Origin of the sequence: Streptacidiphilus melanogenes, from assembly GCF_000787835.1 — a bacterium.
GTDB lineage: Bacteria > Actinomycetota > Actinomycetes > Streptomycetales > Streptomycetaceae > Streptacidiphilus > Streptacidiphilus melanogenes.
This window is the reverse complement of sequence record NZ_BBPP01000030.1, coordinates 46,072-62,419: the sequence shown is the minus strand read 5'-3', so window position 1 is coordinate 62,419 and position 16,348 is coordinate 46,072. Positions and strand designations below refer to the sequence as shown.

9 protein-coding genes are annotated in these 16,348 nt (G+C 74.9%); 1 reads left to right on the top strand and 8 read right to left on the bottom strand.

The genetic code is table 11. From position 1 onward, the window contains the following. The 3 genes from TR49_RS44025 to sbnA form a co-directional block, all read right to left on the bottom strand. Positions 1-1,832 (bottom strand): condensation domain-containing protein (locus TR49_RS44025; RefSeq protein ID WP_160311640.1); only part of this gene is annotated, 1,832 nt, incomplete at its 3' end. Further along, complete coding sequence (locus TR49_RS26960; RefSeq protein ID WP_052434667.1) at positions 1,829-8,290, bottom strand: non-ribosomal peptide synthetase; 6,462 nt, start codon at positions 8,288-8,290, stop codon at positions 1,829-1,831. The genes TR49_RS26960 and TR49_RS44025, both read right to left, overlap by 4 nt. Next, complete coding sequence (gene sbnA / locus TR49_RS26955) at positions 8,287-9,279, bottom strand: 2,3-diaminopropionate biosynthesis protein SbnA (protein WP_042386382.1); 993 nt, start codon at positions 9,277-9,279, stop codon at positions 8,287-8,289. The genes TR49_RS26960 and sbnA overlap by 4 nt, the downstream gene beginning before the upstream one ends. A 396-nt stretch (positions 9,280-9,675) precedes the next feature. Between sbnA and TR49_RS26950 the strand changes: the two genes are divergently transcribed. Then, positions 9,676-10,440 carry an AfsR/SARP family transcriptional regulator gene (locus TR49_RS26950; RefSeq protein WP_084725482.1) on the top strand — a complete coding sequence of 255 codons (765 nt, stop codon included), beginning with the start codon at positions 9,676-9,678 and terminating at the stop codon, positions 10,438-10,440. A gap of 89 nt (positions 10,441-10,529) precedes the next feature. Here TR49_RS26950 and TR49_RS26945 read toward each other — a convergent pair whose 3' ends face one another. The 5 genes from TR49_RS26945 to TR49_RS26925 all read right to left on the bottom strand — a co-directional run bounded on the left by TR49_RS26945 (position 10,530) and on the right by TR49_RS26925 (position 16,348). Further along, on the bottom strand, positions 10,530-12,767 hold the full coding sequence (locus tag TR49_RS26945; protein WP_042386381.1) for an MMPL family transporter: 2,238 nt from the start codon (positions 12,765-12,767) through the stop codon (positions 10,530-10,532). Between the two features lie 141 nt (positions 12,768-12,908). Then, a complete protein-coding gene (locus tag TR49_RS26940; RefSeq protein WP_052434666.1) occupies positions 12,909-13,691 on the bottom strand; it encodes a 4'-phosphopantetheinyl transferase family protein in 783 nt (260 codons plus the stop codon). Further along, a complete protein-coding gene (locus tag TR49_RS26935) occupies positions 13,685-14,812 on the bottom strand; it encodes an acyl-CoA dehydrogenase family protein (protein WP_042386379.1) in 1,128 nt (375 codons plus the stop codon). Before TR49_RS26935 ends, TR49_RS26940 begins: the two co-directional genes overlap by 7 nt. After that, on the bottom strand, positions 14,809-15,477 hold the full coding sequence (locus TR49_RS26930) for a hypothetical protein (RefSeq protein ID WP_042386378.1): 669 nt from the start codon (positions 15,475-15,477) through the stop codon (positions 14,809-14,811). The genes TR49_RS26935 and TR49_RS26930 overlap by 4 nt, the downstream gene beginning before the upstream one ends. Next, entirely contained in the window at positions 15,461-16,348 is an 888-nt protein-coding gene (locus TR49_RS26925; protein ID WP_042386376.1) for a beta-ketoacyl-[acyl-carrier-protein] synthase family protein, read from the bottom strand. The genes TR49_RS26930 and TR49_RS26925 overlap by 17 nt, the downstream gene beginning before the upstream one ends.

The following is a 16,348-nucleotide window of genomic DNA, read 5'->3' as shown; positions in this document are numbered from 1 at the left end:
GGGCTGCCCGGTGCGATGTCGGGCAGCGGGCCGCCCGGCGCGGGCCCGTCGTCCGTCCCGTCGAGGTCGACCCGCCGGGCGGCGCAACCGTCGGGCAGCCGGGTGCCGGAGGTGGTGACGACGAGCGCCGGTGCTGCGTCGTCGAGCATGAAGGCGATCCGCTCCGGCGGATAGGCGAGGTCGACCGGCAGATAGGCCGCCCCGGTCTTGAGCACCGCGAGCAGCGCCGTGATCATCTCGGGGCCGCGCGGCAGGGCCAGGGCGACGAAGCTCTCCGGCCCCGCGCCCAGGGCGGCGAGCCGGTGCGCCAGCGCGTCCGACTCGGCGTCCAGCCGCCCGTAGCTCAGGGTCAGCGCGGCCGCCGGGTCGTCCGGCCGGTCCTCGTCGGGGACGATCAGCGCGGTGGCCTCGGGGTCGCGCGCGGCGTGGGCCCGGAACAGGCCGTGCAGGGTGGCGTCGCGGATCCCGTCCTCGCGCAGGTCCGGACCGCTGCTGACGCCCTCCTCCAGCGCGCCGGGCCCGGCGATCCGGGCCAGCAGGGTGTCCGGGTCGGCGGCGGTCCGCTCCAGGGCGCCGACCAGCAGGTCGAGTGCGCGGGCGGCGGTCCGGGCGCCGTCGCCGTCGAACGCGCCGGGCGCGTAGGCGAGGGAGAGGGTCAGCCCGTCGCCCGGCAGCACGGTCAGGCCCAGGGCGAAGTGTGTGGCGGTACGGACCCGGATGTCGTCCAGGGTGAGCTCACCGGCTCCGGGGACGGCCTCGGCCATCGGGTAGCTCTGGAAGGCGAGCCCGGTGTCGAACAGCTCTCCGCGCAGGCCGGCCGCCGCCTGGACCTCGGCGAGCGGCAGGTGCGTGTGCGGCAGCAGGTCCAGCTGCTGCCGGGCCAGGTCGTGGACCAGCTCGGAGACCGTCCGGTCGGGCCGCACGTCCGCCCGGACCGGCACGGTGTTGGCGAACAGCCCGATCATCGTCTCCACGCCGGGCAGCTCCGCCGGACGGCCCGAGACCACCGCGCCGAACACCACGTCCTGACGCCCGGTCAGGTAGGCGAGCGCCGCCGCCCAGCAGGCCTGCACCGCGGCGTTGAGGGTCACCCCGGCCGTGCCGCACCAGGAGACCAGCGCGCCGGTCGTCTCCGGGGCGAGGACCGCGTCCAGCGTCTCGGGCAGCGCTCCGCCGTCCGCCGCCGGGCGGGGCGCGACCCTCAGCGGGCCGTCGAGTCCGGCGAGGACCTCGGCCCAGGCCGCGCGGGCGGCCCCCCGGTCCCGGGCCGCCAGCCGGCGCAGGTAGCTGCGGTACGGCACCGGCTCGGGCAGCGGATCCGGCCCGAGGAGGCCCGCGAGACCGAGCAGCTCGCGTGCGGCCAGCGGCATCGACCAGCCGTCCAGCAGCAGGTGGTGCACCGACCACAGCAACCGGTGGCGGCGCGGGCCGAGGCGGATCACGGTGAACCGCATGAGCGGCGGCCGCGCCGGGTCGAAGCGCTCCCGCCGGTCCTCGTTCGCGACGTGGTCGGCCGCCTCCTCCCGCTGCGGCTCCGGCAGACCGGTCAGGTCCACCTCCCGCCAGGGGACCTCGACGTCCTCGCTCGTCAGGATCACCTGCACGGTCTCGCCGGTGCGGCGAGCCCGGAAGCAGGCGCGCAGATGGGGGTGGCGGTTCAGCAGGGCGACGGACGCGCTCCGCAGGAGGTCGGCCGGCATGACGCCGTCGACTCGCACCGACAACTGGAGGATGTACGGGTCGGGGCCGCTCCCCTCGGCGGCGAGGAAGTGCAGGCCCTCCTGGAGCGGGGAGAGCGGCAGGACCTCGGCGACCTTCGGTGCGCGCTTCACAGCATGTCCTCACTCACGTCGGATGCCAGATCGTCCAGTTCGCCGTCGGACAGGACCAGCAGCGGTTCGTCGTCCGGACCGCCGTCCGGCGCCCCGGCGCCAGGTGCGTCCGCCGCCCCGGACGGCACGGCGACCGCGGCGAGCGCCGCCGCCGTCCGGCCCGTGAACACGTCCCGGACCTGGAGCGCCAGCCCCGCGCGCTGCGCCCGGGCGACCACCTGGATGGCGCGGATGCTGTCGCCGCCGATCGCGAAGAAGTCGTCGTTCGCCGCGACCTGCGGGAGGCCGAGTACCTCCGCGAGGACCGCGCAGACGGTCTCCTCCCGCTCGGTCCTGGGCGGACGCGGCGCGGTCGCGGCGGACGGCTGCCAGGGTCCCGGCGCCGCCGGGACCGCGCGCGCGACCGGCGCGGGGATCGAGGCGCCGAGCCGGGCCAGGGTCGTTCCGGGCGCGGTGGCCGCCGTCCGCAGCAGCGCGGTGAACCGGTCGGCGATCCGGGCCGCCTCGTCGTGGTCGAGGAGGTCCGGCAGGTGGTCCAGCCGCAGCCGCAGGCGGTCGGCCTCGGGCAGCACCACCATGCTCAGCGGGTGGTGACGGGCGTCGCGCGCCTCGGCGCGGACCACGCGCACGGTGCCGGCGTCGGCCGTCTCCGGCCCGGCCCCCAGCGGGAAGTTCTCGAAGAGCAGCAGCGTGTCGAAGGCCTCTCCGGCCAGACCGGCGGCCCGGTGGATCTCGGCCAGACCCAGGTGCTCGTGCGGCAGCAGTTCGGCACGCTCGGCCTGCAGGGTGCGCAGCAGGCCGCCGAGCGTGGCGTCGGGGTGCAGCCGCACCCGTACCGGCACGGTGGTGAGGAACATGCCCACCATCGACTCCACCCGCGGCACCTCGGCCGACCGGCCCGCGGTGACCGCTCCGAACACCACGTCCGTCAGGCCGGTCAGTTCGCCGAGCAGCACCGCCCAGCAGCCCTGCACCACCGTGTTCAGGGTCAGCCCCGCGGCCCGGGAGGCCGCGGTGAGCGCGGCGGTCAACTCGGGCCCGAGATCGAGGTGCAGGGACTCCGGCAGGGACGGTGCGGACGGACCTGCCGGAGCGACCAGGGTGGGGCCGGGCAGGCCGGCCAGGGCTCGCCTCCAGGCGTCCCGGGCGACGCCGCGGTCACGTCCGGCAAGCCAGGCGTAGTAGTCCCGGTGCGAGGCGGGCGTGACCGCGCCGTCGGAGCCGCCATGAGAGCCGCCGTCGGAGCCGTCCGAACCGGCGAGCAGCTCCAGCAGATCGGCGACCAGGATCGGCATCGACCAGCCGTCGACCAGGAGGTGATGGCTCGTCCAGACGAACCGGTGCCGCTGCGGACCGGTGCGTATCAGGGTGAACCGCAGCAGCGGCGGCTCCGCCAGATCGAACCGGCGGGCGCGCTCCTCGTCCGCCAGCCGCGCGGCCACCGCCTCCCGCCGCGGCTCCGGCAGTTCTGTCAGGTCGACCAGCTGCCAGGGGAGTTCGGCATCGGAGGCGATCAGCTGCACGGGCTCGCCGGACTCCCGGAACCGGAAGCAGGCCCGCAGCGCCGGGTGACGGCGCAGCAGCGCCTGCCCGGCGGCCCGCAGCGCCTCCGGGTCCAGCTCGCCCTCCAGGTCGGCGACGATCTGCAGGGTGTAGACGTCCACCGCGTCGCCCGCGGACACGTGGTGGAACAACAGCCCCTGCTGCAGCGGGGTGAGCGGCAGCACGTCGGCGAGCATGGCCCCCGACGGTGCGGCCCCGGACCGGGCGGCCCCGGACAGCGAGGCCTCGAACGCCTCGATCTCCTCCTGGCCGAGCGCGACCAGCGGGAAGTCGGACGGGGTGGCTCCGCCGCTGCCGGGCGCCCCGGCGTGCCCGGCGAGGTCGCGCAGCACGCCGAACCACGTCCCGGCCAGCTCCGCGACCTCCTCCGCGGCGAGGATCCCGCTCGCGTACGTCCAGTTGGCGACCAGGTGCGGCCCGTCGGCGAGGTCCTCGGTCGCGGGGGTGAGTTCGAGGACGTGCTCCAGCGGCATCGCCGGATGCGTGCCCGTGCCGACCACTCCGGCGCCGGCCACGGGCGCCCACAGCGCCTGCGCGCGGACGTCGAAGCGGCCCATGTAGTTGAAGCCGAGTTCCGGGCGGCGGTACCGGGCGAGCAGCTGGGCGGCCTGCGGGTTGAGGTGCCGCAGCATGCCGTGGCCGATGCCGTGCTCGGGCACGGCCCGCAACTGCTCCTTGATCCGCTTGACCGCCGCACCGGGCCCCTCGGCGGCCTGCGGCCCCGGATCGAGCCGCACCGGATGGATGCTGGTGAACCAGCCGACGGTGCGGGACAGGTCGACGCCGTCGACGATCTCCTCGCGGCCGTGGCCCTCCAGTTCGACGAGGGTGCCGCCCTCGACGTCGCCACGGCGCCGCGCCCGCCGCCACTCGGCGACGGCGACCGCGAGCGCGGCCAGCAGCACGTCGTTGACCTCGGCCCGGTAGGCCGCAGGGACGGCGCCCAGCAGCGGCCCGGTGACCTCCGGCGGCAGCTCGACGCGCAGGGTGCCCGCGGTGGCGCGGACGTCCAGGGCCGGGTCCAGCCGGCGCGGGCCGAGCGGCTCGTCGCCTCCGCTCAGGATCCGCTCCCACAGGGCCAGTTCGGGTCCGCGCAGCGCGGTGCCGGCCTGCTCGGTCAACAGCTTCGACCAGGCGCGGTACGAGGTGCCCACCGGCTGCGGATCGGGCGTGCGGCCGAGCGCCAGAGCGGCGCAGGCCGCCTCCAGGTCGGACAGCAGGATCCGCCAGGACACCCCGTCGACCACCAGATGGTGCGCGACCAGGACCAGGACCTGCGTGCCTTCGGGCTCGGGGAACAGGACGGCGCGGATCATCCGCCCCGTCGCGGGGTCGAGCCGGGCCCGGGCCGCCGCGGCCTGCTGTTCGATGCGCAGCGCCAGCGGCGAGCGCCCCGCGGGCACCGCCAGGACCAGCCCGTCCTCCGCGGGCGCCGCGCCGCGCGGCATCACCTCGGCCTGCCACAGGCCGGGTGCCGGCTCGGTGACCCGCGTGCGCAGCGCGTCGTGATGGTCGATCAGGGCCTGCAGCGCCGACGAGAGGCGTCCGGCGTCGAGGTCGGCCGGAACGCGGACGGCGATGTGCTGGCTGAACTGGGCGGCCGTCCCGGTGGGCGAACCGGTGTCCTCCCGCAGGCGGGCGGCGATCGGGGTGAGTTCGAGCACGCCGACCGGGTCGACGGACCCGTCCCGCGGCCCGGCCGATCCGTCGGCCGCCCGGGCGGCCTGGGCCAGGGTGCGCGCGGTGCGTCCCGTGAACACGTCCCGGGTGCTGAGGACCAGGCCCTTTCGGCGGGCCGCACTGACCACCTCGATGGCACGGATGCTGTCACCCCCGAGGGCGAAGAAGTCGTCGTCCGCCCCGACCTCGGAAAGGCCGAGGACGGCGGCGAAGACCGCGCACAGCGTCTCCTCGCGGTCGGCGCGCGGCCCCGGCGCCAAAGCCGGCACCAGGGTCGGCGCCGTACGGACCGGGCCGGGCGTCCCGGCCGCCCCGGGCGCGGGCAGGGCCTTGCGGTCGACCTTGCCGTTCGCGGTGAGCGGCAGCGCGTCCAGGACCACCCAGACTCCCGGCACCATCCAGCCCGGCAGCACCGCGCCGACCCGCTCCCGCAGCAGGGCCGCGTCGACACCGCCCGCGGCGGCCACATAGCCGGCCAGTCCCGAGCCGTGCGCGACCACCACGGCGTCCAGGACGCCCGGCACCGATCGCACGGCCGCCTCGATCTCGCCCAGTTCCACGCGGCGGCCGCGCACCTTGACCTGGAAGTCCCGCCGCTCGACGAACTCCAGCTGCCCGTCGGGGCGCAGGACCACGCGGTCGCCGGTGCGGTACATCCGGGCGCCGCCGCCCGCGAACGGGTCGGCCGGGAAGACGGAAGCGGTCCGGGCGGGGTCGCCGACATAGCCGCGGCCCACGCCCACGCCGCCCACCCACAGTTCGCCGGGCACCCCGGCGGGCACCGGACGCAGCCCGTCGCCGAGCACGTAGAGGCGGGTGCCGCGCACCGGGCGCCCGATCGGCACCCGCCCGGCGACCGCGTCCGCGGGCGTCACGAAGGCGTGCGTCACGTCGTCGGAGCACTCGGTGGGCCCATAGGCGTTGACCATGCCGACGCCCGGGTAGCGGGCCTGCCAACGGGCGCACAGGTCGCCCGGCAGCGCCTCGCCGGTGACCATCAGCAGACGCAGGTCCGCGAGCGACGGCGCCGCGCCGCGGGCGTCCCACAGGTCGAGCGCCGCGCGCAGCAGGGACGGCACCACCTCGAGCACGGCGGCGCTCTCGGCGGCGGCGAGGGCGAACAGGGCGTCGGGGTCGAGGGCCGTCTCGGGCGCCGCGACCACGGTCCGGCCGCCGACCAGCAGCGGGGCCAGCAGCTGCCAGACGTGCACGTCGAAGGTGAGGGGGGCGTTGGCCACGACGGCCTCACCCGCGCCCAGTTCGCAGTCGTCGACCTTGGCGCGCAGGTGGTTCAGCATTCCGGCCCGGTGCACCATCGCGCCCTTGGGCCGCCCGGTGGAGCCCGAGGTGAACATCACGTAGGCGAGGTCCTGCTCCGTGGCGGCCCGCGCGGGGCCGTCCTGGTCCATCGGGCCGCGCCCGTACGGCGCCTGAGCGTCCGACGGCAGCTCCAGTGGCAGCGCCAGGACGGCACCGGCCTCGGCGCAGGCCGCCGCGCCCTCGGCGTCGAGTCCGTCCTGGACGAGCAGCACCCGGGCGCCCGCGTCGCGCAGCAGCGAGGCGTTGCGCGCCGAGGGCGCGGCGACCTCCAGCGGGAGCCAGGCCGCTCCCGCCGCCTGGACGCCCAGGATCGCGGCGACGTAGCCGGCGCCGGGCCGGGTGAGCACACCCACCACGGTGTCCGGGCCGCAGCCCGCGTCCCGGAGCCTCGCGCCGACGCCCTCGGCGCGGCGCGCCAGCTCGGCGTAGCCGAGGCGCAGGTCCCCGTCGACCACGGCGACCGCGTCCGGCGTCCGCGCGGCCGTCGCCCGGACCGACGCGAGCGTGTCGGCCGCGTCGGCCTCCGCGGCGTCGACCGCGGGGCCGGTGAGGAGGCCGACGGGCTCGTCCCGCAGGGCCACGTCCAGCCGGTCGACCACGGTGTCCGCGGGGCAGCTCGCGAAGGCGTCGAGAAAGGCCCGGAAGCGGGCGGCGTGCGCGGCGAGCTCGCCGGCGTCGTAGAGGTCGCGGTTGCCGTCCAGGTGCAGCTCCAGGGAGCCGTCGCCGAGGTTGAGCACGGTGAGGATCAGGTCGTTGACGATGCCCGTGGACAGGTTGACCACCTGTCCGCGGCACGGGCCGAACTCCAGCACCGGGTCCTGGTCGAGAACGTTGACGAACGGGCCGAACGGACGCCGGTCGTCGGTGCGCAGGCCGAGGTCGCGGCGGATCTGCTCGCCCCGGTAGCGCTGGTGCCGCAGCGCGTTCGCCACCTCCACCCAGGCCGCCCGCAGCACCTGGTCGCGGGTGGCTCCTCTGCGGACGGGGACGGGCAGCGGGAGGTAGTTGGCGACCATCCCCGGCACGCCCCGGGCGACGGCGCCCACCCGGGCGGTGACGGGCAGCGTGAGCAGCGGCTCGTCCTGCCCGGTCATCCGCTGGACGTAGGCGGCCATCGCGGCGGCCGCCAGGACCGCCGGGGTGGCCCCCGCCGCCTGCGCGGCGGTGCGCAGCCGCCCCGCGGCGGTGGGCGCGAGCACCTCGGTGCTGCGCAACGCCGTTCGGCCGGGCGAGGGTTCCCTGGTGGAGAGCGAGGACGGCTCGACCGCGCCGGCGGTGAGCCGGGCGGTCCAGTAGGCGCGGTCCTTGGCGACGCGCGGCGAGTCGAGGTAGGCGCGCTCCGCGTCCAGCAGCAGCCGGAACGACGGCGGCGCCGACGCGGCGAGCTCCGCCGCGTCCCCGCCTGCCGCGAGATGTGTGTAGATCGCGGCGAGCCGGGGGTGGATCAGGTCGCGGCTGTACCCGTCGCACAGGATGTGGTGCATGCCCACGTAGAGCCGGTGGTGCTCGGAGCCGAGCCGCAGCAGCGCGTGGCGGGTGAGCGGCGGCTCGACGGCCTTCATCGGCACGTCAAGGTCGCGGAGCATCCACGCCTCGGCGGCGGACTCCGGGTCCACCTCGTGGGAGAGATCGACCAGCGGCAGCGGCCCGTCCTCCGCGGGGGCGACGAACTGCCCGGGCACGCCGTCGCGTTCGGTGAAGCGAACGCGCAGGCCCTCGGCTTCGACGGAGAGTCGGCCGAGGGCACGCCGCAGCAGGTCGGAGTCGAGGGGGCCACGCAGGTCGATGTAGTCGCCCATGGCGTAGCCGAGCGGTCCGGTCGCGAACTGCTCGTCGTACCAGACCTCCGCCTGTGCGGCGGTGAGCGGCAGGGGGGTGTCCGGGGATGCGGTCATCGCGCGGCTCGCCTTTCGTCGGGCTCCCCGCCGTCGGCCAGCGTGCTGTCGCCGAAGGTGTCGCGGACCCAGCTGTCGTCGTAGAGCGTGTCCAGGTAGCGCTCGCCCAGGTCGGGGGCGATGGTGACGGCCGTGGCGCGGCCGTCGGGGCGGTGCTCCGAAAGCCAGGCGAGTGCCCCGCTGACCGCGGTGCCGGTGGATCCGCCCAGGTGGTAGCCGTGGGCGGCCAGCCTGCGGCAGGTCCGGACGGTGTCCGCCTCCGCGACGTGCACGACGTGGTCGACGAGCGACTCGTCGAGGAGCCCCGGGCGGACGCTGGTGCCGAGCCCGGGGATGTGGCGCGGACCGGCCGCCCCGCCGAAGGTCACGGACCCGAACGAGTCGACGGCCACCACGCGCACGTCCGGGCGGTGCTCACGGAAGTAGCGGGCGCAGCCCATCAGGGTGCCGGTGGTGCCGGCCCCGATCACCAGGACGTCGAGGTGTGGGAAGCGGTCGGCGATCGCGGGTCCGGTGGTGCGGTAGTGGGCCATCCAGTTGCCCTGGGCCTCGTACTGGTTGAGCCAGACCACCTTCTCGTCGGCGGCGCACAGCTCGCGCACGTACCGGAGGCGCGCGCCGAGGTAGCCCTCGGTGGGGTGCGGCTCGGTGACCACCCGCACGTCGGCGCCGAAGGCCTGCATGGTCCTGCGGGTGGCCACGTTGCAGCGGGGGTCCGTCACGCACACGAAGCCGAAGCCGCGGTTGGCGGCGAGCATGCTCAGCGCGACGCCCATGTTCCCCGAGGAGGACTCCACCAGCGTCGATCCGGGGCCGAGCACCCCGGCCGCCTCCGCCTGGGCGACGATCTCGCGGGCCGCCTTGAGCTTGATCGATCCGGCGAAGTTGAACCCCTCGACCTTGAGGTAGAGGCGCCGGCCGAAGATCGGATGCAGATCGACGAACAGATCCTGGACATCGAATTCGTGCGGCGCGGTTATGACAGGCATGGAAGGCTCCCGGCCGTCGGCGGTACATGGTGGCGTCGACGCATCCGAGGTTCTCCGTCGGCTCTGACCGGGTACTGACGGCCTGCTGACAGCGTCTCAGCACCCCTGTCTGAGCAGGCTCCTTGACCCCGGATCCGATCCCGGCACCGGACCGCGGCGCGCATCGCCCGACCATTCGAAAAGTGACGTTCCACTTCTTCGCTGGATTACCGTTGAGTAATCAACGAAAGGGCCGCAGGGATGACGGAAGGGACAACGGAAACCCACAATCCGGTTCTTCGCCGCCAGGAAGTTGACATGCAAACGTATTTGCGATGTAGCGTTCGACTGCCGCGCCATGCATTGAGTCAGGTCCAGTGATCGGGCGCAGCTTTCCGCACAGGGGGGATAACGTCTGTGTACGTCGCAATTCTAGGACCGCTCCGGGTCGGCGCCGGCAACACCAGCGCCATCCTGGGCGCCAAGAAGATCCGCGCCACACTCGCGATGCTGGCCCTGCGCGCAGGCCAGGTGGTCAGCTTCGACGAGCTCATCGACGAGCTCTGGGGCGAGACGCCGCTGAAGAACGCGCGGAACGCCCTCCAGGCCAACGTCACCCGGATGCGAAGATCGCTCGGCCAACTCGGCCTGGACTCCGGCGAGCAGGGCGTGGTCCGTACGGTCGGCAACGGCTATCTGCTGAGCATGCCCGCCACCAGTCTGGATGCCAACCGGTTCCTGCAGCAGGTCAGGGAAGGCCACGACCTGGTCGGGTGCCAGCCCGAGAAGGCCGCCGAACGACTGCGCGGCTCCCTCGCCATGTGGCACGGTCCGGCCCTGGTGGACGTCGGCGACGGTCCTCGCTGCCGGGCCGCCGCACTCCGTCTCGACGAACAGCGCCGTCTCGCTCATGAGGACCTGATCTCCGCTCAGCTCGCCAGTGGTGAGGCCGGGGCCGTGGTGCCGGAGCTGCGGCAGTTACACGCCGAGCATCCCGAACGGGAGCGTTTCAGTGAGCAGTTGATGCTCGCGCTGTACCGCACGGGCCGCCAGTCCGAGGCCATCGACATCTTCCATCGCACCCGCAGACGTCTCGACGAGGAGCTGGGCCTCCTGCCCGGCCGCGAACTCAACCGGCTCTACCAGGCGATCCTCACCCAGGACGCCTCGCTCTCGCTCTGACCTCTTCGCTGTGACCTGCACCGAGTCGTGATCCGCCGTGGGGCGGGTGCCGGCCGCCCCACCGCGGCCGGCACCCGCCCCAGCTCGTCTCAGCCGACGTCCTCGGCCACCAGCAGGCCGGCCGCGCCGACGGGCTCGCCCCGCTCCGCCGCCGTCTCCGTCTCCGCCTCCGTCTCCGGCGCGTCCCCCGGCTGCGCCGCGGGCCGGGACGGCCACCAGGTCCGCTCCCCCAGCAGCGCGATCACCGAGGGCAGCACCACGATCCGGATCAGCGTCGCGTCCAGCAGCACCGCGCAGGCCATGCCCACACCCAGCTGCTTCATCTCGACGAAGCTCAGCGAGGCGAAGAGCGCGAACACCGAGATCATGACCACCGCGGCGCCGGTGACCACGCCCGCCGAGCGCGTGATGCCCCGCTCGACCGCCTCCCGCACGGGCAGCCCCGCGCGGGTCGCCTCGCGGATCCGGCCCACGACGAACACGTGGTAGTCCATCGACAGGCCGAGCAGGATGACGAACAGGACCAGCGGCAGCCAGGCCACCACACGTCCGGTGGACTGGAAGTCCAGCAGGGTGTCCGCCCAGGTGTGCTGGAAGACCAGGGCCAGCACGCCGAACGAGGCGCCCGCGGACAGCATGTTGAGCACGACCGTGACCAGGGCCAGCACGACCGACCGGAAGGCCAGCGCCGTGACCAGGAACGTGAGGGCCAGGGCGAAGCCCAGCACCCACGGCATCCGGTCCACCACGGCAGCCCGGTAGTCCACGTCGTAGGCGACGTCGCTGCCGCCGACGGCCCACTTCACCCCCGGCACCTTCCCCACCGTGGCGGGCACGAGGTCGTCACGCAGCCGCGCGAGGGACTGCCGCGCCTGGGGGGAGCTGCTGCTGAAGCGGGTGCCGATCTCGACGACGCCGTACCGGCCCCCGTGGGAGGTCCTGATCTCGGGCGTCGGCGTGGAGGTGAACAGGGGGTCCTGCCCGGCCTCCCGGACCAGCGCGGCCAGCGCGTCGTGCACCTGCGCGGCGCTCCCCGCCGGGGCCTCGACCGCCACCAGATGGGTGTCGGACTGGATGGGGAAGAACTGCGTCAGCCGCGCCTCGGCCTGCATCGCCGGCATGCTCTTGGGCAGGTCGTCCACGCCCGTGGCCTTCAGCTGCAGGTGCAGCGCGGGCGCCGCCAGGGCCAGCAGGGCGACCGTCGACAGCAGCAGGCTGACCACCGGGCGCCGCAGCGCCGGACGCAGCAGCGCCGACCAGACCCGGGCGCGGTCGCCGCGGCCCTGGATCCGCCACACCAGCGGCACCCGCGGCCGCTCCAGCGCCTTGCCGAAGATCACCAGCAGCGCCGGCAGCAGGGTCAGCGAGGCGGCCATGGCGATGGCCACGACGAGGATGCTTCCGGTCGCCATCGCGGTGAAGGCCAGGTTTCCGGCGAGGTACAGCGCCCCCATGGAGAGGATCACGACGGTCCCGGACACGACGACCGAGTGGCCCGATGTGGCTGCGGCCACGTCCACCGCGTCGATCTTCTCCTTGCCGCGTGCCCGCTCCTCGCGGAAGCGCTTGAGGTAGAAGAGCGAGTAGTCCACGCCCACGGCCATGCCCATCAGCACCACCAGCTCGCCCACCGGCCCCGGGTCGGGCACCAGTTGGGAGGTGAGCCCCCACAGGCCCAGGCCGGCCAGCACCGAGGAGAGGCCGAGCAGCACCGGGACCCCGGCCGCGATGATGGCGCCGCAGACGAACATCATCACCAGCAGGGTGATCGGCAGGCTGAGCCCCGTCGCCTGGCCGACCTGCTGGTTCAGCATCGTGTTGAGCGCGGCCTTGACCGTGTCGGGACCGACCAGCTCGACCCGGACCCCCGGGTTGCCGCGCTGGGCCGACTGCACCGCGTCGACCAGCGGCTGCACCCGGTCCGCGGCGGTGTCCGGATCACCGCTCATGGTCACCGGCACCAGCAGCGCCTGACCGTTCGTCGACAGCACCTGCTGCCCCGTCGACTGCACCGCGGACAGGCCCTTGAGCCGGCCCGCCGCGTCCGTGGCCGCACGGGCGGCGGACTGCTGGTCGAGGGAGCCGCCGTGCGGGGCGGTCACCAGGACCACCTCCACCGGCTGCTCCGTCAGGCCGCCGCTCTTGGCGATCTCCGTCGCCAACGCCGACTGCCCGATGGACAGATCCGCGTTCGTGGCCTGCTTCGTCCCCGTGTGACCACCGACCGCCAGCGCACCCACCACGAACGCGACCCAGACCACCAGGGCCCACCACGGGTGGGTGGCGCTCCAATGCGCCGTCCTGGTCACCGCATTCCGGTTCTTCACGAACTTGTCCTTTCCTCCACGCGAATTCCCGCGGACAAACCAGCACTGCGCAGCGGAGAAGCAGAGAGCGGCCCGGCATTCCGGGCGTCTGCCGGTCAGCATCGCTGTGCCCACCGTCGAAACCACGCTATCGACGGCCCGTCACACACTCACGGGGACAAGTTCCCGAAGAGGAGTGGACTTTTCTCCCCTTTCCCCGCCGACCGTCGGCTGCCAGGATCGAAGAGCGGTCCGGAACGGATTCGATCCGGAGAGGGCCACGGCGCCGGCATACCCCCGAGCCGGCGCCAGGTCCGCGAGGCACCAGGGGCCGGCCAGGGCGCCGTCGGCGCCGTGCACCGTGAAGAGGCCCGCGTCGCCCTGCACGGGCAGCGACAGCCCTTGGCACAGGCGTGCGCCCGTCGCCTTGACGCAGGCCTCCTTCCTGGTCCACAGCCGGGCGAAGAGCGCCGACCGACCGCCGGCGCCCGGTCGGGGCGGCGCCGCGGCCACCGCCTCCCGCTCCGCCGGAGGGAAGAACCGTCCGGCGATCCGGGTGGCGGCGGAGGCGCTGCGCCACCGCTCCACGTCCACCCCGACCGGTCTCGGCGCCAGTGCGACCAGCGCGATCCCGTCCGAGTGGGAGAAGCTGAGGAACAGGCCGCTCCCGTGCGCGATCTCGGGCTTGCCGAACTGACCCCGGACGAACCGGACCTGCTCCGGGGCGCGGCCCAGTCTGGCGCCCACGATCGAGCGGAGCGCCGCGTGCGCGGTGACGAAGCGGTTCCGGCAGACGACGTCGCGCAGGCAGGCGGCGCGGGCCCGCTCCTCCTCGTCCAGCAACGCGTCGAGCCCCCGGGGAGGCACCCCCAGGGGTGAGCCCAGCGGGACGGTCCAGACCTCGACCTCGTCCGGGGGCTGCGGTCTCGGCTCTGGTCTCAGCACTGCGCGGCCCTCCCCACCCGGCCGGTGTGCAGGCCCTGGAACAGGTTGAGCCGCTGGACGAAGCCGGTGCCCTCCATGAACTCCACGCCCCGCGCGTCCCGCGCGTACTTGTCCAGCAACGGATGCTCGACCCGGGCGGCGGGCCCGAAGCACCCGAGCGCCACCAGCGTCGCGTCCTCGGCGAGTTCGCAGGCCCGCGCCTTGGCGGCGGAGGCCAGGTAGCCGTCGGAGGGCCGCGCGTCCACCGCCGCGGCGGCGCGCCGGGTGAGCAGCCGGGCCGCTTCGATCCGGCGGCCGATCTCCTCGAACGCCGCCCGCTCGGCACCCCGCAGCTCGCGACGGCGCTCGGCGACGTAGTCGTGCGCGGCGCCCGCGATCCCGAGGGCGATGGCGGCGACGCTCGGCCGCAGCCGGTTGAAGACCTGGACGATCCCCCACATCCCGCGGCGGGTGGGCGGAAGATGGGCGCCCAGCACCCGTCCCGCCGGAACCCGGACCCCGTCCAGGGAGACCGCGCCGACCCGCGCGCCGCGCAGGCCGAGGGTCGGCAGCGGCTCCGCCGTCCAACCGGGGTCGGCGGTGTCGACGAGCACGGCCGTGACGCCGAGCCGGTCGGCGCCGGCGCGCCGGGCGAACACGGCGGCCACCGAGGCCCGCGAGGCGTTGCCGACGTAGCGCTTGACCCCGTCGAGCCGGAACGACCCGTCCTGCTGAGGGCTGAGCGCCGTGGTCATCTCGCCGATGGCCGAGCCGCGTTCGGGCTCGGTCAGGGCGAAGCAGGTCCAGGCGGGCCGAGCGGCGAGCCGGCTGCGGAACCAGTCCTGCTGCTCCGGGCTGCCCAGCACGTCCACCAGCACCCCGGCCATCGAAGGACCGGGCGAGGCCAGCATCAGCCCGGCGTCGCCGCGCGCCAACTCCTCGACGACCACCACCCGTTCGAGGGTGTCCCCGGAGTCGGCCGAGCGCAGCCGGTTCGCCAGGTAGCCGACGGCGGGCAGGTCGAACAGGTCACGGACGGCCTCCGGATCACGGTCCACCTCCAGGGCGGCCGCCCGCAGGTCGCCGGCCCAGCCACGGGCGCGGCGGCGCAGCTCCTCCAGGTGTGCGGGCAGCTCGGTCATGCTTCCTCCGGTGAGACGACAACACGGCGTTCGCGGTAGACGTCGGCGAGCAGTTCGGAAAGGTGCGCCTCCCAGCCGGGGCCGGGCAGGGTGAAGCCCTGCGCGCCGAGCAGCCGCAGCAGCGCCCGGTCGGCCCGGGTGATCCGGTCGTGGACCCGTCCCAGCCGGCCTGCCTCGTCCCAGGCTGCCTCGTGCCGGCCCGTCCCGTGCCGTTCCGTCCCGGCCTCGCCGAGCACGCACTCGGCCTCCAGATGCTCCGTCAGCACGTCCGCCAGGGCTCCCTTGACGAGCTGCTTCATGAGCAGCGGCGCGCCTTCGGTGTGCCGCTCGCCCAGGCGCACCAGCACCAGGTCGCGCAGCCCCTCGGAGGCCCCGAGGCGCACCCACGCCAGGCCGAGGCGCCAGTGGGCGGAAGCCCGGCCGACCCCGGCCTGGGCGTCCGGGTCCGGCGCGGACAGGGCCAGCCCCGGCGCCGTGGCTCCGCCGCCGCCCGGGAGCGGCGCAGCGTCGACGGGCACGAGGGCGTGACCGCTCGCGCCCCTCGGCGGGGCGTCCGGCGACAGGACCGCGTTGAGCCGGTGCAGGGCCGGGACGACGCCGTCGCGACGGGCTGTGGCGCGGCACTCCTGCCCGCACCGGGCGGCGGCCTCAACGGTTGCCGTCATCGGATCCCTCCTGCGGGTCGGGCAGATCGAGCGTGCAGTGGGCGAGGCGGTCGAGTCCCCGGTCGAGATCGGCCAGCACGACCCGTCCCGCCGGTGCGTCCCGCAGCGCCGACCACACCCCCGTGCAGGGCCGCCCCGGTACGGCGTCCCGACGAAGCGGACCGGACAGGGGCAGCTCGGGACCGTCCGCCAGCCCGAGGCCCGCGGCCAGCAGGCCGGCGTCGGCCAGGTCCGCGCGCAGCGCCGGCAACGCCTGCTCGGGGCGCCCCTGGCCCAGACCGGCGACCGGCGCTGCCCCGCCCTCCCAGCCGAGCAGCAGCGCCGCAGCGGCGTCCCGGTCGACCGCCAACTGCCCGGTCTCGGGCCGCGGAAAGGGCTGCGAGCTCTGGTCGACGACGACCAGCAGCAGCCGGTTCCAGCCGGACCGCCGGGCGTACTCGACCGCCACCCGGAGGGCGGTGAACGGGCTGAGCACCCCCTGGTCGGAGACCGCGAAGGTGAGCGGTTCGCCCGGCAGGAGACCGTGCAGCAGCGAGGCCGCGAGCCGGGTGTGCTCGAAGTCCGGTGTGGCGTACGCGAGGACGGCGATCTGCGGGGCGTCCGCCGCCGGGAGCGGCCCGAGGGCGTCGACGGCGCCCGCGACGAGGTCGGGCGTCGCCCACAACGGCGACGCGGCGAACCGGTCGCCGTCCACCCGCGTGCCGTGCGTCTCGGCCGTCCACCGGTGGATCGCCTCGACCTCGGGGCGCGGTGGGCGGCGCTCCGAGGGGCCGGTCGGCAGGTGCCAGGCCGCCCGCAGCAGACAGGGGACCGTGCCCGCGACCGCGGCGGCGGTCGCGGGCCGGACGGGCGGTGCGGCAGTGCGGAACAT

Bases quoted from the DNA above. Each gene is read 5' to 3' on its own strand.
- TR49_RS26960 (WP_052434667.1), bottom strand. From the start codon at position 8,290: ATGACCGCATCCCCGGACACCCCCCTGCCGCTCACCGCCGCACAGGCG.
- sbnA (WP_042386382.1), bottom strand. From the start codon at position 9,279: ATGCCTGTCATAACCGCGCCGCACGAATTCGATGTCCAGGATCTGTTC.
- TR49_RS26935 (WP_042386379.1), bottom strand. From the start codon at position 14,812: ATGACCGAGCTGCCCGCACACCTGGAGGAGCTGCGCCGCCGCGCCCGT.
- TR49_RS26930 (WP_042386378.1), bottom strand. From the start codon at position 15,477: ATGACGGCAACCGTTGAGGCCGCCGCCCGGTGCGGGCAGGAGTGCCGC.
- TR49_RS26925 (WP_042386376.1), bottom strand. From the start codon at position 16,348: ATGTTCCGCACTGCCGCACCGCCCGTCCGGCCCGCGACCGCCGCCGCG.